This is a genomic window from Mesorhizobium sp., from assembly GCF_965229135.1.
In the GTDB taxonomy this organism is placed as follows: domain Bacteria; phylum Pseudomonadota; class Alphaproteobacteria; order Rhizobiales; family Rhizobiaceae; genus Mesorhizobium.
Window position 1 is genome coordinate 1,313,379 of the sequence record NZ_OZ245860.1, and the last position, 20,779, is coordinate 1,334,157.

General features: G+C 62.0%; 21 protein-coding genes and 2 pseudogenes. 9 read left to right on the forward strand and 14 right to left on the reverse strand.

Features of this window, described 5'->3' with window-relative positions:
• The first annotated feature begins 114 nt into the window (after positions 1–114).
• Together grxD and ACO07C_RS06500 are read left to right on the forward strand one after the other, a co-directional pair.
• Positions 115–450, forward strand: a complete 336-nt coding sequence (grxD, locus tag ACO07C_RS06495) for a Grx4 family monothiol glutaredoxin (protein ID WP_006332883.1) — start codon at positions 115–117, stop codon at positions 448–450.
• Between the two features lie 90 nt (positions 451–540).
• On the forward strand, positions 541–1,809 hold the full coding sequence (locus ACO07C_RS06500) for a multidrug effflux MFS transporter (RefSeq protein WP_421913377.1): 1,269 nt from the start codon (positions 541–543) through the stop codon (positions 1,807–1,809).
• 51 nt (positions 1,810–1,860) lie between these two features.
• On the opposite strand, the gene ACO07C_RS06505 is transcribed toward ACO07C_RS06500, so the two are convergent.
• The 4 genes from ACO07C_RS06505 to ACO07C_RS06520 all read right to left on the reverse strand — a co-directional run bounded on the left by ACO07C_RS06505 (position 1,861) and on the right by ACO07C_RS06520 (position 5,160).
• The gene (locus ACO07C_RS06505; protein WP_421913378.1) at positions 1,861–2,688 is read right to left on the reverse strand and encodes an inositol monophosphatase family protein; all 828 of its coding nucleotides are present in this window, start codon (positions 2,686–2,688) and stop codon (positions 1,861–1,863) included.
• Positions 2,678–3,556: a tRNA 2-thiocytidine(32) synthetase TtcA gene (gene ttcA, locus ACO07C_RS06510; RefSeq protein WP_421913379.1), complete on the reverse strand. Its 879-nt coding sequence runs from the start codon at positions 3,554–3,556 to the stop codon at positions 2,678–2,680. Before ttcA ends, ACO07C_RS06505 begins: the two co-directional genes overlap by 11 nt.
• 109 nt (positions 3,557–3,665) lie before the next feature.
• Positions 3,666–4,283: a 30S ribosomal protein S4 gene (gene rpsD, locus ACO07C_RS06515; protein ID WP_023759539.1), complete on the reverse strand. Its 618-nt coding sequence runs from the start codon at positions 4,281–4,283 to the stop codon at positions 3,666–3,668.
• Between the two features lie 688 nt (positions 4,284–4,971).
• On the reverse strand, positions 4,972–5,160 hold the full coding sequence (locus ACO07C_RS06520; RefSeq protein ID WP_421913380.1) for a DUF3008 family protein: 189 nt from the start codon (positions 5,158–5,160) through the stop codon (positions 4,972–4,974).
• A gap of 164 nt (positions 5,161–5,324) precedes the next feature.
• Here ACO07C_RS06520 and ACO07C_RS06525 point away from each other — a divergent pair, with 164 nt between their 5' ends.
• Entirely contained in the window at positions 5,325–6,707 is a 1,383-nt protein-coding gene (locus ACO07C_RS06525) for an RNB domain-containing ribonuclease (RefSeq protein WP_421913381.1), read from the forward strand.
• A gap of 58 nt (positions 6,708–6,765) precedes the next feature.
• On the opposite strand, the gene murI is transcribed toward ACO07C_RS06525, so the two are convergent.
• Positions 6,766–7,554 carry a glutamate racemase gene (gene murI / locus ACO07C_RS06530; RefSeq protein ID WP_421913382.1) on the reverse strand — a complete coding sequence of 263 codons (789 nt, stop codon included), beginning with the start codon at positions 7,552–7,554 and terminating at the stop codon, positions 6,766–6,768.
• The gene (locus ACO07C_RS06535) at positions 7,547–8,461 is read right to left on the reverse strand and encodes an RNA methyltransferase (protein ID WP_421913383.1); all 915 of its coding nucleotides are present in this window, start codon (positions 8,459–8,461) and stop codon (positions 7,547–7,549) included. The genes murI and ACO07C_RS06535 overlap by 8 nt, the downstream gene beginning before the upstream one ends.
• A gap of 216 nt (positions 8,462–8,677) precedes the next feature.
• Here ACO07C_RS06535 and ACO07C_RS06540 point away from each other — a divergent pair, with 216 nt between their 5' ends.
• Genes ACO07C_RS06540 through ACO07C_RS06550 form a run of 3 tightly spaced genes read left to right on the forward strand, consistent with a single transcriptional unit; the run spans position 8,678 to position 11,327 of the window.
• Complete coding sequence (locus tag ACO07C_RS06540) at positions 8,678–9,889, forward strand: NADP-dependent isocitrate dehydrogenase (protein WP_421913384.1); 1,212 nt, start codon at positions 8,678–8,680, stop codon at positions 9,887–9,889.
• 26 nt (positions 9,890–9,915) lie between these two features.
• Complete coding sequence (locus ACO07C_RS06545; protein WP_421913385.1) at positions 9,916–10,542, forward strand: glutathione S-transferase family protein; 627 nt, start codon at positions 9,916–9,918, stop codon at positions 10,540–10,542.
• Positions 10,488–11,327 (forward strand): hypothetical protein, encoded by an 840-nt coding sequence (locus tag ACO07C_RS06550; protein WP_421913386.1) that lies wholly within the window; start codon positions 10,488–10,490, stop codon positions 11,325–11,327. The genes ACO07C_RS06545 and ACO07C_RS06550 overlap by 55 nt, the downstream gene beginning before the upstream one ends.
• A 151-nt stretch (positions 11,328–11,478) precedes the next feature.
• On the opposite strand, the gene ACO07C_RS06555 is transcribed toward ACO07C_RS06550, so the two are convergent.
• From ACO07C_RS06555 to recA, 5 genes and pseudogenes are all read right to left on the reverse strand, one after another.
• Positions 11,479–12,273 carry a PhzF family phenazine biosynthesis protein gene (locus ACO07C_RS06555; protein ID WP_421913387.1) on the reverse strand — a complete coding sequence of 265 codons (795 nt, stop codon included), beginning with the start codon at positions 12,271–12,273 and terminating at the stop codon, positions 11,479–11,481.
• A 67-nt stretch (positions 12,274–12,340) separates the two neighbouring features.
• Positions 12,341–12,439 (reverse strand): annotated as a pseudogene (locus ACO07C_RS06560) (DUF2269 family protein); the annotation flags it as partial.
• Between the two features lie 68 nt (positions 12,440–12,507).
• A pseudogene (locus tag ACO07C_RS06565) lies at positions 12,508–12,666 on the reverse strand (NAD-dependent epimerase/dehydratase family protein); the annotation flags it as partial.
• 10 nt (positions 12,667–12,676) lie between these two features.
• A complete protein-coding gene (gene alaS / locus ACO07C_RS06570) occupies positions 12,677–15,343 on the reverse strand; it encodes an alanine--tRNA ligase (protein ID WP_421913388.1) in 2,667 nt (888 codons plus the stop codon).
• 266 nt (positions 15,344–15,609) lie between these two features.
• The gene (recA, locus tag ACO07C_RS06575; protein ID WP_421913389.1) at positions 15,610–16,707 is read right to left on the reverse strand and encodes a recombinase RecA; all 1,098 of its coding nucleotides are present in this window, start codon (positions 16,705–16,707) and stop codon (positions 15,610–15,612) included.
• A gap of 307 nt (positions 16,708–17,014) precedes the next feature.
• Here recA and ACO07C_RS06580 point away from each other — a divergent pair, with 307 nt between their 5' ends.
• A complete protein-coding gene (locus ACO07C_RS06580; RefSeq protein ID WP_421917446.1) occupies positions 17,015–17,959 on the forward strand; it encodes a carbohydrate kinase family protein in 945 nt (314 codons plus the stop codon).
• 76 nt (positions 17,960–18,035) lie between these two features.
• Positions 18,036–18,953 carry a pseudouridine-5'-phosphate glycosidase gene (locus tag ACO07C_RS06585; protein WP_421913390.1) on the forward strand — a complete coding sequence of 306 codons (918 nt, stop codon included), beginning with the start codon at positions 18,036–18,038 and terminating at the stop codon, positions 18,951–18,953.
• A 12-nt stretch (positions 18,954–18,965) separates the two neighbouring features.
• Here the strand turns inward: ACO07C_RS06585 and ACO07C_RS06590 are convergent, their stop codons facing one another.
• On the reverse strand, positions 18,966–19,289 hold the full coding sequence (locus ACO07C_RS06590) for a TfoX/Sxy family protein (RefSeq protein ID WP_421913391.1): 324 nt from the start codon (positions 19,287–19,289) through the stop codon (positions 18,966–18,968).
• 89 nt (positions 19,290–19,378) lie between these two features.
• Between ACO07C_RS06590 and ACO07C_RS06595 the strand changes: the two genes are divergently transcribed.
• Entirely contained in the window at positions 19,379–19,876 is a 498-nt protein-coding gene (locus ACO07C_RS06595) for a GFA family protein (protein ID WP_421913392.1), read from the forward strand.
• A gap of 14 nt (positions 19,877–19,890) precedes the next feature.
• On the opposite strand, the gene sufA is transcribed toward ACO07C_RS06595, so the two are convergent.
• Positions 19,891–20,271, reverse strand: a complete 381-nt coding sequence (gene sufA / locus ACO07C_RS06600) for a Fe-S cluster assembly scaffold SufA (protein ID WP_421913393.1) — start codon at positions 20,269–20,271, stop codon at positions 19,891–19,893.
• Between the two features lie 110 nt (positions 20,272–20,381).
• A complete protein-coding gene (locus ACO07C_RS06605; protein ID WP_421913394.1) occupies positions 20,382–20,774 on the reverse strand; it encodes an SUF system Fe-S cluster assembly protein in 393 nt (130 codons plus the stop codon).
• Between the last annotated feature and the right edge of the window lie 5 nt (positions 20,775–20,779).

Here is a 20,779-nt window from a genome sequence, read left to right on the forward strand (position 1 = left end):
ATCCTTTACGCCATTTAAGCCGCGGCGTGGCAAACGTCTTGTTTCGGGCAATCTATGGGTTTATTTGAGAGGTATGTTTCGAGCCTGACTCCCACAGGCGTGAAAGGATTCACCATGAGTGGCATCAACGACTACATCGACAATGAAGTGAAGGGCAACGACGTCGTGCTCTTCATGAAGGGCACGCCCGGTTTCCCGCAGTGCGGATTTTCCGGCCAGGTTGTGCAGATTCTCGACTATATCGGCGCCGACTACAAAGGCGTGAACGTTCTGGACTCGGCCGAACTGCGCCAGGGCATCAAGGAATATTCCAACTGGCCGACTATCCCGCAGCTCTACGTCAAGGGTGAATTCGTTGGAGGCTGCGACATCATTCGCGAGATGTTCCAGGCAGGCGAGCTGCAGACGTTCCTCGTCGAGAAGGGCGTAAGCGTAAAGGGCGCAGCCTGAATCCTGCCTTGTTGTCCCGACTGCCGGGACATGAGACGCGCCAATGCGCCGGCCCGCCGGCGCATTTTCTTTTGAAAGATCGGATCTACCGTGGACCAGCAAACTGCCGCTGCCAAGCCGGCAAGCACCCTGCCAATTCCGCGCTGGGAGTTTATCGCGCTGTGCGCCGCGCTGATGGCACTCAACTCGCTGGCCATCGACATCATGCTGCCGGCGCTGCAGCAGATCGGCGCCTCCCTTGGCGTCGAGAATGAAAACCACCGGCAATATGTGGTCACAGCCTATATTCTTGGCTTTGGCGGAGGCCAGCTTTTCTTCGGGCCGATCTCCGACCGCTTCGGGCGCCGTGCGCCCCTGGTCGCGGGACTGGTGATCTATGTCGCGGCGGCAGCCGCGGCCGCGATTGCCCCAAGTTTTGAAACACTGCTGCTGTGCCGGGTCGTGCAGGGCATCGGTGCGGCCGCGACCCGCGTCATCGCCGTCTCGATCGTGCGCGATACGTTCGACGGTCGGCGCATGGCCGAGGTGATGTCGCTTATCTTCATGGTGTTCATGGCCATTCCGGTCATAGCTCCCGGCATTGGCCAGTTCATCATGCTGTTCGCCACCTGGCATTGGATCTTCATCACCATGGCGATCGGGGCGCTGTTCGTCTCAGCCTGGTCGCTGCTGCGCCTGCCGGAAACGCTGCATCCCGAATACCGACGGCCGCTGACTGCGTCATCCATCCTTGGCGGGTTCCGGATCGTGCTCACCAATCGGATCGCGCTGTGCTACGCCTTCGCCAGCACCTTCGTCTTTGCCGCCATGTTTGGCTTCATCGCCTCGGCACAGCAGATTTACGTCGACATATTCCATGTCGGCGAGGTGTTTCCGGTCATCTTCGCGGGCGTCGCCGGCGTGCTCGCCTTTTCCAACTATCTGAACTCACGCCTGGTCGGCCGCATCGGCATGCGTCGCCTGTCGCAGAGCGCGCTGCTGCTGTTTCTTGTGATCAGCCTTGTGTGGCTTGTGGTTTCGCTGGAAATGCAGATGCCGCTCTGGCTGTTCATCGCTTTCTTTGCCAGCGCCATGCTTCCGTTCGGTGCGCTCGGCGCCAATTTCAATGCCCTTGCGATGGAGCCGCTGGGCGCGCTGGCCGGCACGGCATCATCCATCCTGGGTTTCATGCAGACGTTCCTCGGCGGTATTCTCGGCACGCTGATTGGCCAAGCCTTCAACGGCACTGTGACGCCGCTCGCCGCCGGCTTCTGCAGCGTGTCGGTGGCGGCACTGCTGATGATCCTGCTCGCCGAGCGGGGCAAGATGTTCCAGCCACACAACCCACCCGTTTCAGGCCACGTCACCGACCTGCACTGAACCATTATCTGTCGGCCGGCAGTTCGCCGATCTAAACACCAAGCGTAGGAATTACTCCGCCCAGATCTCGCGGCGCAGGTCCCGCCAGCTTTCCTCGTCGGGTGCGACGAGCAGGCCGCCATCGATGTGGGACGGCAGATAGGCGCTGCCGTCGAAGCGGGCGGAATAGCCGCCGGCCTCGGCGTGGATCAGCGCGCCGGCAAGGTGATCCCAGGGCATCAGCTTGTTGTAAACGACGAAGTGGGCATGGCCGCTCGCCAGCAATCGGTATTCGTGCGCGGCGCAGCGATAGGCGAATTGCGACAGTGTCTTCGTCTGGTTGCGCGCCAGGCGTGAGCGCTCGGGCTCGGCCATGTACTGCCAGGAGACGGAACCGGTCATTTCCGAGATCGGCACGGGTGGTGCGACCGCGACTTTCTCCAAGCTGCCATAGGAGTGCTTTATATGGCTCCCAGCCCCCTTCGCGCCGATCAGCCAGTCCTTGCCAACGGGATCGTGAATGATGCCGGCTACCGTTTCGCCCTCCACCACCACGGCCAGCATGACGCCGAACAACGGCATGCCGGAGGCGAAATTGAACGTGCCGTCGACAGGATCGATGACGAAGGCGAGTTCGGCGTCGCCGAGCCCCTGCAGCAGCGCCGGATTGTCGGAGCACGCTTCCTCGCCGACGATCATGGCCGACGGGTAACGCTCGCGAAGCCTCGCGGTAATCAGCCGCTCGGCGTTCACATCGGCCTCCGTCACCAGATCCGCCGCCGAGCTCTTCTGGCGGATGTCGCCAGCGCCCAGCCTGCGAAACCGCGGCATGATTTCAGCTTCGGCTGCCTCCGCAAGCATGGTTGCGAGCCAGTCGATCGCGGTATCGTCAAATCTCATGGGGACTATCTTGCCGTTCGCCGAGGGTTTCGTTGAGGCTCGCGAAATCAAACAGCTTCCGGTCGAGCAGATGTGAAGGCCTGGTGTTGGAGAGCGCGCGGATCATGGTGTCCTTGCGCCCTGGCATGCGTTTCTCGATATCCTCCAGCATCGCCTTCATGGCATTGCGCTGCAGTCCTTCCTGACTGCCGCAGAGATCGCATGGGATGATCGGGAAGCGCATGGCGTCAGCGAATTTTTCGAGATCGGGTTCCGCGCAATAGCTCAGCGGCCTGAGCACCATGACGTCGCCTTCGTCATTGAGCAGCTTCGGCGGCATGGCGGCAAGACGGCCGCCATGAAAGAGATTCATGAAGAAGGTTTCAAGAATGTCCTCGCGATGATGGCCGAGCACCAGCGCCGAACATCCCTCCTCCCGTGCGATCCGGTAGAGATGACCGCGCCGCAGCCGCGAGCAAAGCGAACAGTAGGTGCTGCCTTCGGGGAGCTTGTCGGTGACTACCGAATAGGTATCCTGATATTCAATGCGATGCGCGATGCCATGGGCATTGAGATAGTCGGGCAGGATGTGCTTGGGGAAATTCGGCTGGCCCTGGTCGAGATTGCAGGCCAACAGTTCGACCGGCAGCAGTCCGCGCCATTTGAGGTCGAGCAACAGGGCGAGCAGGCCGTAGGAATCCTTGCCGCCCGACAGGGCGACCAGCCAGCGGTCGCCCGGTCTCACCATCGAGAAGTCCTCGATCGCCTGGCGTGTGAGCCGCAGCAGCCGCTTGCGCAGCTTGTTGAATTCGACCGACGAAGGCACATCGGCAAACATCGGATGGAAGCCGCCTTCGACGTCGGCGATTGGCTCTGACAACATGTTCATGGCGCCGCGCCTCTTTAGTGAATTCGAGGGACCGGATTAGCGGACATGTCCACCAAAGAAAAGGCCGCCTCGAAGGGCGGCCTTTCCTGATATCGAAAACCGGGACCGATCAGCGCGAATAGAATTCGACGACCAGGTTCGGCTCCATCTGCACGGCGAACGGAACGTCGGCCAGGCCGGGGATGCGCGAGAAGGTCGCGACCATCTTGTTGTGATCGGCTTCGATGTAATCAGGCACGTCGCGCTCGGCCAGGCCCACCGCTTCCAGAACGATGACCAGCTGCTTCGACTTCTCGCGGACCTCGACGACGTCGCCCGGCTTGCAGCGATACGAACCGATGTTGACGCGCTTGCCGTTGACGTTGACGTGGCCGTGGTTGACGAACTGACGGGCGGCGAAAATGGTCGGCACGAACTTGGCGCGGTAGACGACCGCGTCCAGACGCGACTCGAGCAGGCCGATCAGGTTCTCCGAGGTGTCGCCCTTGCGGCGATCGGCCTCTTCATAGACCTTGCGGAACTGTTTTTCCGAAACGTCGCCATAGTGACCCTTCAGCTTCTGCTTGGCACGCAGCTGCAGGCCGAAATCGGAAAGCTTGCCCTTGCGGCGCTGGCCGTGCTGGCCGGGGCCGTATTCACGCTTGTTGACCGGGGACTTCGGGCGGCCCCAGATATTTTCGCCGAGACGGCGGTCGATCTTGTACTTCGCGGATTCGCGCTTGCTCATCGCATTCCCTTTTCAAAACAACACACCCGGAACCTCATGGTCCGGGTGAAGGAAACGCGCCCTCCTCTGGCCCCCGTTTTCGAGGCCTGACAGGGCTTTCCCACGCAACGCGGCGGAAAGCCCACGGGACACGTCATTTCAAACAAGACCAGAATCGGCTAGGCGGAACGGTCTTGCGCATACAAAAGAAACCACCGGGCATTGCGGCCCGGTGTTGATGGGGTGGTTAGACGGAGTTTCATCAGGTGTCAAGCTTGGAGCTAGAATGGCTGACGGCAACCATACGGCATTTTCGACGTTGATGCCGTGCCGGATTTGGCAAGAGGTTGCGCCAACCGGCATCAGGAAGGGACTGGAGTTAGAGGAGCCTATTAGTATGAAGAAGTTTTTCCTTACCCTGGCAGGCGCCGCGGTGCTTGCAGGTTCCATGGCGGTTGCGCCGGAGCCGGCACAAGCGAGGCATTGGCAAGGCCATCGACATCCCCAGGCATGTCGAGTCATCGTCAAAAAGAGAGTCGTATGGCGCCATGGACACCGTAAGGTGATCGTGGAGCGCATCCGTCGCTGCCATCGCTAGTAGATTTATTGCTCGAGCGCGCACGCGCTCAAGATAAAATCAAATCAGAACAGGGCCTGTGAGATACTTCGCAGGCCCTGTTTCGTTGGTCCGAGAGTCTGGCTCGAATAGTCAGTCTTTCGACTTCTTGTCAGGCAGCCCCTTGCGCTTCGTTTCGGCGAATTCCTCAAGCTGCTTTTCGCTCATGGACTCATACATCTCCCGGGACGCGCCGATCAGTTCGCTCTTCTTGGTCTCGCCGCGCTTGGCCGACAGGGCGGCACCCGCGGCCTTCTGCTGGGCTTTTGATTTGGCAGGCATGGCCATTTCTCCTTCTGCTGTCAGAGAAGAAACGCCGCCATTCGGCGGCAGTTCCAGTGGAAGGCCCCAGATGCTTGCGAGCGGCCGTGCCTGCCAGTCGGCAAGCTTTGGCGATTTTGGTTGGCAACCTTCCCGTGTGAATGGAGCCAGTGTAGGACGACGGCATGAAATCACTGACCGATCCTACGCAAGCGCTTTCCACCGGACTGACGAAAATCCGCGCCGAATTCCACGTGCCGGATGGATTTCCGGCCGACGTCATGGCCGCGGCGGAAGCTGCCGCCAGACGCGTGCCGGACCAGCATGCCGATCGGACAGCGATGCCCTTTGTCACGCTCGATCCGGCCGCCTCTACCGATCTCGACCAGGCGTTCTCGATCGAGGCGAGCGGCAGTGATCTTCTGCTGCATTATGCCATCACCGACGTGGCCTGGTTCGTCGATGACGGCGACGCTGTCGATCGCGAAGCCTGGACGCGGGGCGAGACGTTTTACCTGCCTGACGGCAAGGCCGGGCTTTACCCGCCGGTAATCGCGGAGGGTGCGGCGAGCCTTTTGCCGGATGGACCGCGCCCAGCCGTCATCTTCACCGTTCGGGTCGCCGGGGACGGCGCGGTCAAACTGGACGGCGCCGAGCGGGCAATCATTCGAAGCCGCGCCAAGCTCGCCTATGACAGCGTGCAAACCTCCGATGTCCCGACCGGCTTTGCCGAATTGGCGCGACGCATGGCGGCGAATGAAGAGGGTCGTGGCGCTTCCCGGGTCGACCCGCCCGAGCAAGAGGTAGAAAGGCTCGCCGATGGCACATTCCGGCTTTCTTTCAGACCGCTGTTGCGATCCGAGCAAGACAACGCCGCGCTTTCGCTGGCTGCAAACATGGCGGTTGCCGACGCCATGTTGGCGCACAAGACCGGTTTGTTCCGGGTGATGTCGGAGCCGGATGCTTCCCAGGTGCAAAGACTGCGCAGCGCGGCACAGGCTCTCGGACTGTCCTGGCCGGCCTCGACCAGCCTGCGCGACTATCAGCGGACCCTTGATGCGAGCAACAAGCAACAGGCGGCACTGATGTTGGAAATCCGCCATGCCGGCACCGGCGCGTCCTATCAGCCCTATCGGGAGGGTGTCGTCCCCTGGCATGAGGCGATGGCGGCGACCTATGCTCATGCAACAGCGCCACTCAGACGGCTGGCCGATCGCTACGTCGTGCGTTGCGGGCTGGCCATCGCCAACGGCCAGCCGGTGCCGCAGGCCGTCACCGATGCGTTCGAGAGGCTGCCGAAGGTGATGGGACGTGCGGATAGCCGCGCGTCGCAGATCAACCATGCGGCCATCGACCTTGCCGAGGCGGTAATGCTGAAGGGACGCGAGGGCGAGACCTTCAAAGCCGTTGTGACCGATCTCGTCGACCATGGCGTGCGCGTCCAACTCGCGGACATGCCTGTCGTCGCCAATCTGAAGGCATCCGGGCTTGGACAGGGTGATCTTCTGACGCTAAGGCTGGTCTTGGCCGATCCGGATCAACGCAGCATCGTCTTCGAAGCTGTTTGAGCAGCAGACGCTTTCCTCCACCCTCTCTTCAGACTCACGACGAGCCCGACTGCTCGCATCAGGCAACCGTCAGGCCAAAGCCCTGCATCAACCGGCTGGTGGCGAAATCCATCTTGCCGGATGTAAAGACGGCGATGTCGGGCTCGCCTACCGGCAACGGTCCATCGACGGGCGCCAGCAGCGACATGGCGCGTCGGGCAATCGCTTCGGCCGGATCGATCCAGTCCACCGGCCAGGGTGCTGTCTTGCGCATGCGATTGGCCAGGAAGGGGTAGTGCGTGCAACCCAGAACGACGATATCGGTGCGGGCACCATCCTTTTCGACAAAGCATGGCGCTATCTCCTGCCGAACGATCTCCTCGTCGACAAATCCTTCGCGCATGTAGATTTCAGCCAGAGGCGCCAGCCGGTCCGAACCGACCAGCCGCACATGGCATTTCTGCGCCCATTTGCTGATCAGGTCACGCGTGTACTGACGTTTCACCGTGCCCGGCGTCGCCAGCACGGAAACCAGGCCAGAGCGCGTGCGCTCAGCCGCCGGCTTGATGGCCGGCACCGTGCCGACAAAGGGATGGCCGGGGAATTTCTGGCGCAGCGCGTCTATCACCAGCGTCGAGGCGGTGTTGCAGGGGATAACCGAAATCTCCGGCTGGAATCTTTCCAGCAGCGCGCCAAACAGCCCGAGGATGTGGGCGCTGAGGGCCGGCTCCTCCCATGCGCCATAGGGGAAAGCCGCGTCATCGGCGACGTAGACAAAGCGGCGGTCCGGCATCAGCACGCGCGCTTCGCGCAGCACGGTCAGCCCGCCGATGCCGGAATCGAACATCAGGATCGGCCGCTCAGTCATTGTCGGTTCCCCTACCGCCGGGAGGTGGCGTGTCATTATCGTCGGCGTCGGGCGCCTGGCCAGCCGCCTCCGCTTTGCGGACGCGCGCGGCTGCCGCGGGCAATCGTCTTGGATCATCGCCCGGCGAACCATCGCCACGGGGCATTGCCGGTGAGAATCTGTCCAGCGAAGAGATGATGCCGCGCAGAACCTTGAGCTCCGGTTCGGCGAAACCGGCACGCGTCAGCACGGCGCGCAGATTGTCGACCATCTTCGGCTTTTTCGGCGCCGGGCGGAAATAGCCACGCGCTTCGAGCGCCCCTTCCAGATAAGCAAAAAGGCCGTGCAGCTCTTCCTTGCTCGCCGGCTTCATCTCCGGACCGGAAAAATTGGTCTGCGTCTCGTCTTCGAGACCGGACTTCATCCACTCGTAGGACATCAGAAGCGCGGCCTGGGCGATGTTCAGCGAGGAGAAATCCGGGTCCACCGGGAAGGTGACGATCTCGTCGGCAAGGCCGACCTCGTCATTGTAGAGACCGAAGCGCTCGCGCCCGAAAAGGATGCCGGTCCGCTGACCCATTCCGTGGCGGGCCCGGAGCACCCTGCCCGCCTCGACCGGACCGCGTACCGCCTTGAAGCCATCGCGCTGCCTGGCCGTCGTCGCGAAAACAAAATTCAGGTCGGCAAGGGCCGAGGCCAGATCGTCGAATACCGTGACGGCATCGATGACATGATCGGCCCGGCTCGCCGCCGCGCGAGCCTTCTCACTCGGCCAGCCGTCACGCGGGTTGACGAGGCGCAGCTCCGAGAGGCCGAAATTGGCCATGGCGCGAGCGACCATGCCTATGTTCTCGCCGAGCTGCGGCTCGACCAGGATGATGGCCGGGCCGGCGGCTGCGATGTTGTCGGGATCTTTGGTGTCGGGCATGATTATCAATGAACTGCTGTTTGCGGCATTTCAGCGTTCCCTGCCATATTCGGGCGTGAAAATGAAGCATTCGCCAACAACCACCGTGCTCGCCTCCAATTCGTGACCGATCGCTGTTTGCACGGCCAAAAACGCTTTGATATACGGGCGGCTTCTCCGGCCGAACGCCACGCGGGCAAGGCCGTCCCATATCCCCAGCAACGAGGCATTCTTTCCATGGCGAAGATCAAGGTGGCGAACCCGGTCGTCGAACTCGACGGCGACGAGATGACCCGCATCATCTGGCAGTTCATCAAGGACAAGCTGATCCACCCTTATCTCGACCTCAAGCTTGAATATTACGACCTCGGCATCGAGCACCGCGACGCCACCAACGACCAGGTGACGATCGATTCGGCCAACGCCATCAAGAAATACGGTGTTGGCGTCAAGTGCGCGACGATCACCCCCGACGAGCAGCGCGTCGAGGAGTTCAAGCTGAAGAAGATGTGGAAGTCGCCGAACGGCACGATCCGCAACATCCTCGGCGGCACCATCTTCCGCGAGCCTATCATCATGAAGAACGTGCCGCGCCTGGTGCCCGGCTGGACCAAGCCGATCATCGTCGGCCGTCACGCCTTCGGCGATCAATACCGCGCCACCGATTTCCGCTTCCCCGGCAAGGGCAAGCTGACCATCAAGTTCGTCGGCGAGGACGGCAAGGTGATCGAGCATGAGGTTTTCGACGCGCCTGGCGCCGGCGTCGCCATGGCGATGTACAATCTCGATGAATCGATCCGCGAATTCGCGCGGGCCTCGCTGAACTACGGCCTGCTGCGCAACTATCCGGTCTATCTCTCGACCAAGAACACCATCCTCAAGGCCTATGACGGCCGCTTCAAGGACATCTTCCAGGAGGTCTACGAGGCCGAATTCGAGGCCGAGTTCAAATCCAAGAAGCTGTGGTACGAGCACCGCCTGATCGACGACATGGTCGCATCCAGCCTGAAATGGTCGGGCGGCTATGTCTGGGCGTGCAAGAACTATGATGGCGACGTTCAGTCCGACACCGTCGCGCAGGGTTTCGGTTCGCTCGGCCTGATGACCTCGGTGCTGATGACACCGGACGGCAAGACGGTGGAAGCCGAAGCCGCGCATGGCACCGTCACCCGCCACTACCGCCAGCATCAGAAGGGCGAGGAAACCTCGACCAACTCGATCGCTTCCATCTTCGCCTGGACGCGTGGCCTTGCGCATCGCGCCAAGCTCGACGACAATGCCGAACTGAAGCGCTTTGCCGAGACGTTGGAAAAGGTCTGCATCCAGACTGTCGAGTCCGGCTTCATGACCAAGGACCTGTCGCTGCTGATCGGCCCCGACCAGCCGTGGCTGTCGACCACCGGCTTCCTCGACAAGATCGACGAGAATCTGCAGAAGGCAATGGCATAACAGGCAAGACCCTCTTCTGGGGAAAAATGAGCAAGCCGGTCGTCTACGGTGCTAACTACAGCGTCTATGTGCGCATCGTCCGGCTTGCTCTCGAGGAAAAGGGGATTGAATACGAACTGGTGCCTGTCGACGTCTTCGCGGCTGACGGTGTACCCGGCTGGTATCTCGAACATCATCCGTTCGGCCGCATACCGGCCTTCGAGCATGACGGCTTTCGCCTCTTCGAGACCAGCGCCATCGCCCGCTATGTCGATGAGGGTTTTGCGGGTCCTGCCCTACAGCCGGCGGATGCCCGCGCCCGCGCCACAATGAACCAGATGATCGGCCTGCTCGATGCCTATGCGTATCGGTCGATGGTCTGGGATGTCGCCGTCGAGAGGCTGGAGAAGCCGGCGCCTGACGAGGATCTGATTGCCAGGGGACTTCACCAGGCAGCCACTGCATTGCAGGCGCTCTCATCGTTGAAGGCGCAAGGATCATGGCTGATGGGCGACGAACTGACCCTGGCCGACCTTCATGCGGCGCCCATCATCGGCTACTTTCTCAAGGTCGGCGAAGGGCAAAGCCTGCTGGCTGAATTTCCCGATATTCAGGCCTGGTGGAACCGCATCGCGGAGCGTGCGAGCTTTGCGCGCACGCAAAAGTCGGGGTGATGGACACCGTTCATCTGAGCTACGCCACCGCGAACTTCTCGCAAGCCGCCAAAATTCTGCGGAAGAGCGTGCGCCGGTTCGGTCTCGACAGCCGCCTCTACACGCCGGAGCATCCGGCCTTGGCCGACTTGAGGCGGCAGTATCCGTCAATCATGGCCGCGCCACGCGGCGCCGGTTACTGGCTCTGGAAACCCTTTATCATCCTGGACGTGCTGAACAGCGTGCCTGACGGCACCGCGGTTTTGTACACGGACGTGGCGATGACTTTCATAGCCGACCCCACGCCTCTGATATCGCTCGCCAAAACTCACCCGGTATGTCTCTTCAAGATGAGCGGACCAATGCTGCAGGGGACATGGACAAAGCGCGACTGCTTCGTCGAAATGGGTGCCGACACCGAAGAGTTCTGGTCGCTGCCACAACTTCTGGGGGGAATACAGCTCTACCGTGCCGGTGCGGAAGCCCGGCAATTTGTGTCGTTGCTTGCGGCGGCGATGGCCAGCGAGACGCGTCTTACCGACATGCCGAATATCCATGGCCTGCCAAACCTGCCGGACTTCGTCGAGCATCGGCATGACCAGTCCGTACTAACCATCCTTGCCAAGCAGCAGGGCGTCGCCATTTTTCGCGACCCGTCGCAATATTGGGACATGGCTCCCGCGCCGGCTTGGGAAGAGCCGTTTGGCCAGACTGTCTTTCTTCACAGGATGCGAAACCAACCCCTGCACAAATGGCTGCTCAAGCGGCTGCGCCGCAAGTACACGGGTGGACACGGCTTCGTCTGACAATGCCTTCGTTGGCGGCGATGGAGCCATCCGGAGGAGGTCGCGAAAGCCATTCTCTTGTCGCCTCGGATGACTCACCATTCCACCACCGGTCGGAGATCGGAGCCGATGAAGAGATATCGCAAGCACGACAATCAGCACCCCTTGCCGTTCACTCAGGCAGGCAGATTTCCGCCTTCATGAAGGTGCTGGCGTGACCCAGGATTTGCACGCGATCTCCGACCAGATCGCACAACAGATGCCCGCCGCGCTGAGAGCACTGGAACGCTGACAAACTGGTCTTGCCGAGTTTTTCAGACCAGTATGGCACCAGTGTCGCGTGGATGGAGCCGGTCACCGGGTCCTCGGGAATGCCTGCTCCGGGAACAAAATAGCGGGAGACGAAATCTTGCGCCTGGCCGCGCGCCGTGACGACAAGGCCCAGCGGATGGAAGGCTCCGATCCGAAGCAGATCCGGAACGAAAGACCGCACGGACTGCTCGTCGGCAAGCTCCACGAACAGGTTCTCGAAATTGCGAAAGCTCGCGACCAGGCGCTCCGAGAACATCTCTTGCAGCATCGACATCGGTTCACCGTCGATTGGCCGCGGCGGAAAACAGGGCAGATCGAGCTGATAGGCGCCTTGCCGCCGGGAAACCCGCAGCTCACCCACACGCGTGGCGAATGCCATGTCACCGGCCACATTGTGTTCGGAGGCCAGAACATGGGCGGTTGCAAGGGTGGCATGGCCACAGAAATCGACTTCATGAACCGGTGTGAACCAGCGCAAGTCCCAACCCTTGCCGTTCGGCCGCGCAAAGGCGGTTTCGGCAAGATTGTTCTCGTTCGCGATCGCTTGCATGACCTCGTCCGCAAGCCAGTCCTTCAGGATGAGGACGGCGGCAGGGTTGCCCTGGAAGACGCGCTCGGCAAAAGCGTCTACCTGATACATGGTCAGCGTTGGCACGATATCCCTCCAAGATGTCGCTGGCAGACGTCCAGGCCAGCCTCATCTCACCGGCGCGGACAGCGACCTAAAAATGGATTGCCGGTCGGGTGACCATCAGCCAGAGGATTGCAAGTACGGCGGCGAATGCAGGAAAGCCGCAAGCGAACCATATGCGAAAAAGACGCCTCTCCTCGCATTCACCACCACATCGATGCCCGCCACCACCGGCAGCCAATCTTCGGCGGCAAGCCGCTGCGAGATGTCCGCCGCGACCCAGCGAACCGCAGGTCTGCGCCGTTGCGCCTCCCGGACATCGCGGCCAAAGCCGGTGACATGATGACCGTCACGGAGCAAGCGGCCGACGATGGCGTCCCCGATCAAACCATAGCCGCCGAGGACGAGCACGTTCATGTCGTGGCTCTCAGGCCGCTTCGAGTGCAGCCCTTACCGCCGCGATCGCATCGTTGGCCTTGGAAGCATCGGGGCCACCGGCCTGCGCCATGTCGGGCCGGCCACCGCCGCCCTGCCCGCCCAATGCGGCAGACGCCACCCGCACCAGATCGACGGCGCTGAAGCGGCCGACGAGATCATCGGTGACGGCAACGACAACGCTGGCCTTGTTGTCCTCACCAGCGCCGACGAAGACCACCACGCCCGAACCCAGCGAGGTCTTGCCGGCATCGGCGAGCGGCTTCAGGTCCTTTGGCGATACACCGGAGACCGCCTTGCCTAGGAAACCGACGCCAGCCACCGTCTCGTTCTCCGACGGCGCACCGGCTGCGGCACCACCGCCCAGCGCCAGTTTCTTGCGCGCCTCGGTCAGTTCCTTCTCGAGCTTCTTGCGCTCGTCGAGCAGCGCCTCGACGCGCGCCGGCACGTCGGCCGGCGAAATCTTCAGCGTCGAGGCAACGGACTTCAGACGCCGATCCTGCTCGTCGAGATGCTTGCGCGCAGCCTCGCCGGTCAATGCCTCGATGCGGCGCACGCCAGCGGCGACCGCGCTGTCCGACACGACACGCACCAGACCGATATCGCCGGTCGCCCTGACATGCGTGCCGCCGCAGAGCTCGACCGAATAGGGCCGGTTGGCCTTTGCCCCATGCAGGCCCGTGCCCATAGACACGACGCGCACTTCGTCGCCATACTTCTCGCCAAACAGTGCCATGGCGCCCTCGGCAATGGCGTCATCGACCGACATCAGGCGCGTGGTTACCGGGCCGTTCTGCACGACGATCTCATTGGCCATGCGCTCGACCTCTTCGAGCTCTTCGGGTGAAATGGGCTTGTTGTGCGAGATGTCGAAGCGCAGACGCTCGGGCGCGACCAGCGAACCCTTCTGCGCGACATGGGTGCCCAGCACCTCGCGCAGCGCCTCGTGGATCAGATGGGTCGCCGAATGGTTCGCCCGCAGCCTGGAACGCCGCGCATGGTCGACCTTCAGTTCGACGGCGGCGCCCGCCTTGGCGGTGCCGCCGACCACCTTGCCGATATGGACAAACAGTCCATCAGCCTTCTTCTGCGTGTCGGAGACCTCAATCGAGAAGCCTTCGCCCGAGATGACGCCGGTGTCGCCCATCTGGCCACCGGACTCACCATAGAACGGCGTCTGGTTCACGACCACGGCGACAGCGTCGCCCTTGCCGGCACTGTCCACGGTCTTGCCGTCCTTGATCAGTGCCTGGATGAGTCCCTCCGCCTGCTCGGTTTCGTAACCGAGGAACTCGGTGGCGCCGGTCTTTTCACGCACCGAGAACCACACCGTCTCGGTGGCGGCCTCGCCTGATCCAGTCCAATGCTTTCGCGCTTCGGCCTTCTGCTGCTCCATGGCATTGGTGAAGCCGGCGAGATCGACCGAAATGTTGCGCTGGCGCAGCGCGTCCTGCGTCAGGTCGAGCGGGAAGCCATAGGTGTCGTAAAGCCTGAAGGCCGTCTCGCCGTCCAGCATGTCGCCGGCATGCAGCGTCTCCGTCGCTTCTGAAAGCAGGCCGAGACCGCGCACCAGCGTCTTGCGGAACCGGGTTTCCTCGAGCTTCAACGTCTCGGTGATCAGCTGTTCGCCCCGCACCAGCTCGGGATAGGCCTGGCCCATCTCGCGCACCAGCGCCGGGACCAGACGCCACATCAGCGGGTCACGGGCGCCGAGCAACTGCGCATGCCGCATGGCGCGGCGCATGATGCGACGCAGGACATAGCCGCGGCCTTCGTTCGACGGCAGCACGCCATCGGCGACCAGGAAGGAGGACGAGCGCAGATGATCCGCGATGACACGGAACGACGCGACCGTCTCCTTGTCGGGACCATGCCCGATAGCCGATGAGGCGGCGTCGATCAGATGACGGAACAGATCGGTTTCGAAGACGCTTTCCACCCCTTGCAGGATGGAAGCCATGCGCTCCAGGCCCATGCCGGTGTCGATCGACGGCCGCGGCAGATCAATGCGCTCCTCCTTCGTCACCTGTTCATACTGCATGAACACCAGGTTCCAGAATTCGAGGAACCGGTCGCCATCTTCCTCCGGGCTGCCGGGAGGGCCGCCCCAGATGTGTTCGCCCCGGTCAATGAATATCTCCGAGCACGGACCGCAAGGACCGGTGTCGCCCATGGCCCAGAAATTGTCCGACGTCGGGATGCGAATGATGCGGTCGTCCGAGAAACCGGCGATCTTCTTCCAGAAGCCGGCCGCCTCGTCATCGGTGTGATAGACGGTGACCAGCAGCTTGTCCTTGTTCAGCCCGAACTCCTTGGTGATGAGGTTCCAGGCAAGCTCGATGGCGCGTTCCTTGAAGTAATCGCCGAACGAGAAGTTCCCAAGCATCTCGAAGAAGGTCAGATGGCGCGCTGTGTAGCCGACATTGTCGAGGTCATTGTGCTTGCCGCCGGCGCGGACGCTCTTCTGCGCGGTCGAGGCGCGCGAATAGGGTCGCTTTTCAAGACCGGTGAAAACGTTCTTGAACTGCACCATGCCGGCATTGGTGAACATCAATGTCGGATCGTTGCGCGGCACCAGCGGGCTCGACGCGATGATCTCGTGACCCTCCTTGCGGAAGTAGTCGAGAAATGTCGACCGGATCTCGTTCACGCCACTCATGAATGCTGCCTTTTCCAGAGGACCGCCGGCAGAACCAGCGGAATTGGGCTTTGCGTTTCTAGAAGATAGACTTGGCCTTTTAGCGGTCACACCGCACCCTGTCCAGAAACACGGAATTGGTCCAAATGGCGGCCTTGGCCGGCCAGCAAATTGGCCCGGTCCGGGGCCCAAATGCAAACCGCCGGCACGAGGCCGGCGGTTGAAAACGCATCGATACGCAAACTCAAACTGGGATATGCGAACTCATCGCGGCAGACACCGCCTGACTACATGGCTCCGGCTTCATCCTCGAAACCGTCGTCGCCACCTTCGGAACCGCCATTCTCGAGGAACTTCTCGGCGATCAGACCGGCGTTCTGCCTGAGTGCCAGTTCGATCTCGCGGGCGGTGTCGGGATTGTCGCGCAGGAAGAGTTTCGCATTCTCGCGGCCCTGGCCAAGGCGCTGCGAATTGTAGGAGAACCAGGCGCCCGACTTCTCGACCACGCCGGCCTTGACGCCGAGGTCGACCAGTTCGCCAGTCTTGGAGACGCCTTCGCCATACATGATATCGAACTCGACCACCTTGAAGGGCGGGGCCAGCTTGTTCTTGACCACCTTGACGCGGGTCTGGTTGCCGACGACCTCATCGCGATCCTTGACCGAGCCGATACGGCGGATGTCCAAGCGCACCGAAGCATAGAATTTCAGCGCGTTGCCGCCCGTTGTGGTTTCGGGCGAGCCGAACATGACACCGATCTTCATGCGGATCTGGTTGATGAAGATGACCATGGTGTTGGAACGCGAGATCGAGGCGGTCAGCTTGCGCAGCGCCTGGCTCATCAGGCGGGCCTGCAAGCCCGGCAGCGAATCGCCCATCTCGCCTTCGATTTCGGCGCGCGGCGTCAAAGCCGCGACCGAATCGACCACCAGCACATCGATGGCACCGGAACGCACCAGCGTGTCGCAGATCTCCAGCGCCTGCTCACCGGTATCGGGCTGCGATATCAGCAGGTTCTCGAGATCGACGCCGAGCTTGCGAGCGTAGACCGGATCGAGCGCATGCTCGGCATCGACGAAGGCACAGATGCCACCCTTTTTCTGGGCTTCGGCAACCGTATGCAGCGCCATTGTCGTCTTGCCCGAGCTTTCCGGCCCATAGATTTCGATGATGCGACCGCGCGGCAGGCCGCCGACGCCAAGCGCGATGTCGAGGCCAAGCGAGCCGGTCGGTACTGTCTCGATCTCGACGACCTGCTCATTCGCGCCGAGCCGCATGATCGAGCCCTTGCCGAAAGCCCGCTCGATTTGCGACAGCGCCGCATCCAGAGCCTTTGATTTGTCCACCGCTTTGTCCTCTACAAGCCGCAAAGTATTCTGAGCCATGATACATCACCCCTTGGTCGTCAATGAAGGCCGGACAATCCGTTATCCCTGTTGATTTGTACCTTTTTTGTTCTCATTTGGCAAGAGCCCTAAGCTACTGAAGATAAATAGCTATCCAAATCTGTTCCATTTTTGTTTCCCAGCCCTGGCCCAAGGTTGCCCGGCACTACCGCGACTGGCCCAATCCGCGTTCTTCCGAATCGCGCCTTCGGTTGCGAGGTCGCGCCGGGCGATCTAGAACGCGTCGGGCAGTTCGACATGGATTGATGTCCGAGCCGCACACAAACAGAAGGGTCACATGGCCAGCATGGTGAAGTCCCCGAGAATCCTCGCGATAGGCGGCGCCCACATCGACCGGCGCGGTCAGGTTTCGGGTGACTATGTGCCCGCCGCGTCAAATCCAGGCACAATGCGCGAGGATGTCGGCGGCGGGGTCTTCAATGCCTTGCGCAGCACCGTGCGCCGCGGCGTATCGGCGTCGCTGCTATCCGTTCGTGGCGGCGATGCCGCCGCCGACACGGTATCGGCCGCCATCGACAGGGCGGGCATTTCCGATCTGTCCGCGGTGTTCCTCGACAGGACAACGCCGAGCTACACGGCGCTGCTGGACCGGGACGGCGAGCTGATCGTCGGCTTTGCCGATATGGCGCTTTATGATCTGGCGTTTCCCAAGCAAATACGGCGCGCCAAGGTGCGGGCGGCGATCGATGCCGCCGATGCCGTCTTCTGTGACGCAAACCTGCCCTCTGCCGCGCTCGAGCGGCTTGTGTCGCTCGCCAACGGCACGCCGATCTTCGCGATTGCGATCTCTCCGGCCAAGATCGTGCGGCTGCATCCGGTGCTCGACAGGCTGGCCATGGTGTTCATGAACCGCCGCGAGGCCCTGGCATTGGCCGGCGTCGACACCGGGACAACAGAGCGAGGCATTCTCGACGGCCTGCGGCGTGCCGGACTCAAAAGCGGCGTGGTGACGGCGGGCGGCAATCCCATGCTCGCTTTCGACCAGGACGGCGCCTTCTCGATCCTGCCGCCGCCACCAAGAAGGGTTACGGATGTGACCGGCGCCGGCGATGCCCTGGCGGGCACGACGGTCGCGGCCTTGTTGCATGGCATGGCGTTGCGCGCCGCGTTGCGCGAAGGCATCGCTGCGGCGACACTCGCCATAGAAAGCGCCAGTGCCGTTCCGGATTTCAGCGCTGCCACCTTTGCCGCAGCCCTGGCTCTTGTGCCCAACGCGCAGGAAGTGGCATGAGACCGGCAAATTCACAGTGCCGAGATGTCGCTTGCCTGTCCTGATGGACGCATAGCGCTCCGGATTGGAGATACACATGACCCCAGAGACCGCCCGCCCCTTCATCGACATTCACGAGCCTGTGGCAAAGGCGCTGGCCGCTGGCCGGCCGGTTGTGGCGCTGGAAAGCACCATCATCACCCACGGCATGCCCTACCCCGACAATGGCGCCATGGCGGCCGATGTCGAAAAGATCATTAGCGATGGCGGCGCCGTGCCGGCGACGATCGCCGTCGTTGCCGGTCGCATCAAGATCGGCCTTTCGGACGGCGAGCGCGAATCGCTGGCCATGACCGGCGACGCCATGAAACTGTCGCGTGCCGACCTTGGCTTTGCGGTCGCGCAAGGGCGCACCGGCGGCACGACGGTCGCCGCCACGATGATCGCGGCGCATATGGTCGGGATAAAAGTGTTCGCCACTGGCGGCATCGGCGGCGTGCACAAGGGCGCCGAGAAGAGCTTCGACATATCCGCCGATCTCGACGAACTGGCGCGCACGCCGGTCATCGTCGTGTCGGCTGGCGCCAAGGCTATCCTCGACATCGAAAAGACGTTGGAAGTGCTGGAAACGCGTGGCGTTCCGGTGGTCGGCCACGGCTGCGAGACAATGCCGGCCTTCTGGTCGAGGCAGTCGCCCTTCCGCGCACCGCTGACCCTGCATACCCCGGAGGACATCGCGCATTTCTACAGGACGCGACAGGCGCTCGGGATTGGCGGCGGCATGCTGATCGCCAATCCGGTTCCGGAGAACCACGAGATCCCCGCCGGCGAGATGGCTGGCTATATCGAGGCGGCGCAAAAGGCCGCCTTGGCGCAGAACGTCACCGGCAAGGCGGTGACACCGTTCCTGCTGTCGAAAATCCTCGAACTGACCGGCGGACGGAGCCTGAAGACCAACATCGCGCTGGTCGAGAACAACGCACGGCTGGCGGCGAAGATCGCCAAGGCTCTGTAGTCTCAAAGACACTTATTTCCCGGCGCGCCGTCCGGCCTCATAGGCCCGGCGCGCCCAAACCGCCATCTCGTCGGGATCGTCAAAGGCGCTGTCGGGAATGCTCCAGTAGGGCATGGAGACCTGCTTGCCATGGCGGGATCCGGTATAGGTCCATTGCGTACAGCCGGCGGCTTCGAAGTCGCCAGCGCTCTGCCCGTCCGCCTTCAGCATCAACTCACCGCGCAGCACGATGGCAACGATCACGCCGTCCGAGTAGATGCCCTTGCCGCCGAAGAGTTTGCGAATGCTGACCGGGCCGAGGCTCTGGAAAAGTTCTTCTATGCGTTCATTGTCCATACGGCGATCATGTCACCGGGTTTGAGCCTTGTCATCGCCGCAACCAAAACGATGCTGACAAGTTCACTCCCATTCGTCGGAGTTTTGCCATGCCGCTTCTGCTCAAGGGTTCATGCCGGTGCAATGCCGTGCGCTTCGAGGTGGAAAGCCACACGCCGGCACCTTTCATGCTGTGCTACTGCTCGATCTGCCGCAAACAGCAGGGCGGCGGTGGCTTTGCAATCAATCTGGGCGCCGACAGCGAGACATTGAACATCCGGGGAAAAAGAAACATCGGCGTCTATCGCGCGAAGATCGAGGACGACGAGCATCCGCATTGCGATGTCTCGTCTGGCGAGCGGAACTTCTGCCGAAAATGCGGATCGGCGCTGTGGCTCTACGACCCGACCTGGACGGAGCTTGTGCATCCGTTCGCCTCGGCAATCGACAACGATCTTCCCATCCCGCCGAGCCGGGTGCATCTGATGCTGAAATACAAGGCGAGCTGGGTCGAACCGGTGGTCGGCAAGAGCGACAAGACGTTCGATGTCTACCCGGAAGAATCGATCGCCGACTGGCACAAACGGACGGGAATGTGGGTGGACTGAAGCGTCCGCGACAATCAGGCCGACGCGCGTGCTTCAGCCAGCGCCTTTAGATCGGCAGGCTTTAGTTCGACGGATTCGCCACAGCCACAGGCCGAGCTCTGGTTCGGATTGTGGAAGGTAAAGCCGGTGCGCAGCGTCGTCTGCTCGAAATCCATCTCGGTGCCGAACAGGAAAAGCGCAGCCTCGGGCGCCACATAGACGTGGGCGCCGTCGCGCTCGATGTGGTCGTCCTTGGCGTTGGGTTCGGTCACCAGATCGACCGTGTATTCCATGCCGGCGCAGCCGCCCTTCTTGATGCCCAGGCGAATGCCATGCGCATTGTCACGGGTCGCGACGATCTCGCGCACCCGGTCGGCGGCCTTTTCGGTCATCGTGATGACGGCGAAGCGTCCCATGTTTTCCTTCTCCATTCCATGCAGGTTCAAGGCCTGCCGAATGATTCCTCACCTAAAATGGTGAAGTTTTATCACTGGCGCAAGTGCGCCAACCATTGTCCGGCTTGACGCTAGTACCAGCCCACCGCGACCTGCGCCTCTTCCGACATGCGGTCGGGCGACCATGGCGGATCGAAGGTCATGTTGACCTCGACGCCGGACACGCCTTCGACGGCGCCGACCGCGTTTTCCACCCAGCCCGGCATTTCGCCGGCCACCGGGCAGCCGGGCGCCGTCAGCGTCATGTCGATCTTGACCGAGCGGTTGTCCTCGATATCGATCTTGTAGATGAGGCCGAGTTCGTAGATGTCGGCGGGGATTTCCGGGTCATAGACTGTCTTCAGGGCCGAGACGATGTCGTCGGTCAGCCGCGCCAGTTCGTCAGCCGGGATGGCCGAAGCTGAAACCAGCGGGTTGGCTGCCGTGTCCGGAGCGGTCTCTGCAGCGATGGTCGCATCATCCATGGTGG

Coding starts and splice junctions, on each gene's coding strand:
- murI (WP_421913382.1), bottom strand. CDS start 7,554: ATGACTGAGCGGCCGATCCTGATGTTCGATTCCGGCATCGGCGGGCTG.
- ACO07C_RS06590 (WP_421913391.1), bottom strand. CDS start 19,289: ATGGACAATGAACGCATAGAAGAACTTTTCCAGAGCCTCGGCCCGGTC.
- ACO07C_RS06545 (WP_421913385.1), top strand. CDS start 9,916: ATGAGCAAGCCGGTCGTCTACGGTGCTAACTACAGCGTCTATGTGCGC.
- ACO07C_RS06535 (WP_421913383.1), bottom strand. CDS start 8,461: ATGCCCGACACCAAAGATCCCGACAACATCGCAGCCGCCGGCCCGGCC.
- ACO07C_RS06585 (WP_421913390.1), top strand. CDS start 18,036: ATGACCCCAGAGACCGCCCGCCCCTTCATCGACATTCACGAGCCTGTG.
- alaS (WP_421913388.1), bottom strand. CDS start 15,343: ATGAGTGGCGTGAACGAGATCCGGTCGACATTTCTCGACTACTTCCGC.
- ACO07C_RS06605 (WP_421913394.1), bottom strand. CDS start 20,774: ATGGATGATGCGACCATCGCTGCAGAGACCGCTCCGGACACGGCAGCC.
- ACO07C_RS06505 (WP_421913378.1), bottom strand. CDS start 2,688: ATGAGATTTGACGATACCGCGATCGACTGGCTCGCAACCATGCTTGCG.
- grxD (WP_006332883.1), top strand. CDS start 115: ATGAGTGGCATCAACGACTACATCGACAATGAAGTGAAGGGCAACGAC.
- ACO07C_RS06595 (WP_421913392.1), top strand. CDS start 19,379: ATGCCGCTTCTGCTCAAGGGTTCATGCCGGTGCAATGCCGTGCGCTTC.
- rpsD (WP_023759539.1), bottom strand. CDS start 4,283: ATGAGCAAGCGCGAATCCGCGAAGTACAAGATCGACCGCCGTCTCGGC.
- ACO07C_RS06525 (WP_421913381.1), top strand. CDS start 5,325: ATGAAATCACTGACCGATCCTACGCAAGCGCTTTCCACCGGACTGACG.
- recA (WP_421913389.1), bottom strand. CDS start 16,707: ATGGCTCAGAATACTTTGCGGCTTGTAGAGGACAAAGCGGTGGACAAA.
- ACO07C_RS06580 (WP_421917446.1), top strand. CDS start 17,015: ATGGTGAAGTCCCCGAGAATCCTCGCGATAGGCGGCGCCCACATCGAC.
- sufA (WP_421913393.1), bottom strand. CDS start 20,271: ATGGGACGCTTCGCCGTCATCACGATGACCGAAAAGGCCGCCGACCGG.
- ACO07C_RS06520 (WP_421913380.1), bottom strand. CDS start 5,160: ATGCCTGCCAAATCAAAAGCCCAGCAGAAGGCCGCGGGTGCCGCCCTG.
- ttcA (WP_421913379.1), bottom strand. CDS start 3,556: ATGAACATGTTGTCAGAGCCAATCGCCGACGTCGAAGGCGGCTTCCAT.
- ACO07C_RS06540 (WP_421913384.1), top strand. CDS start 8,678: ATGGCGAAGATCAAGGTGGCGAACCCGGTCGTCGAACTCGACGGCGAC.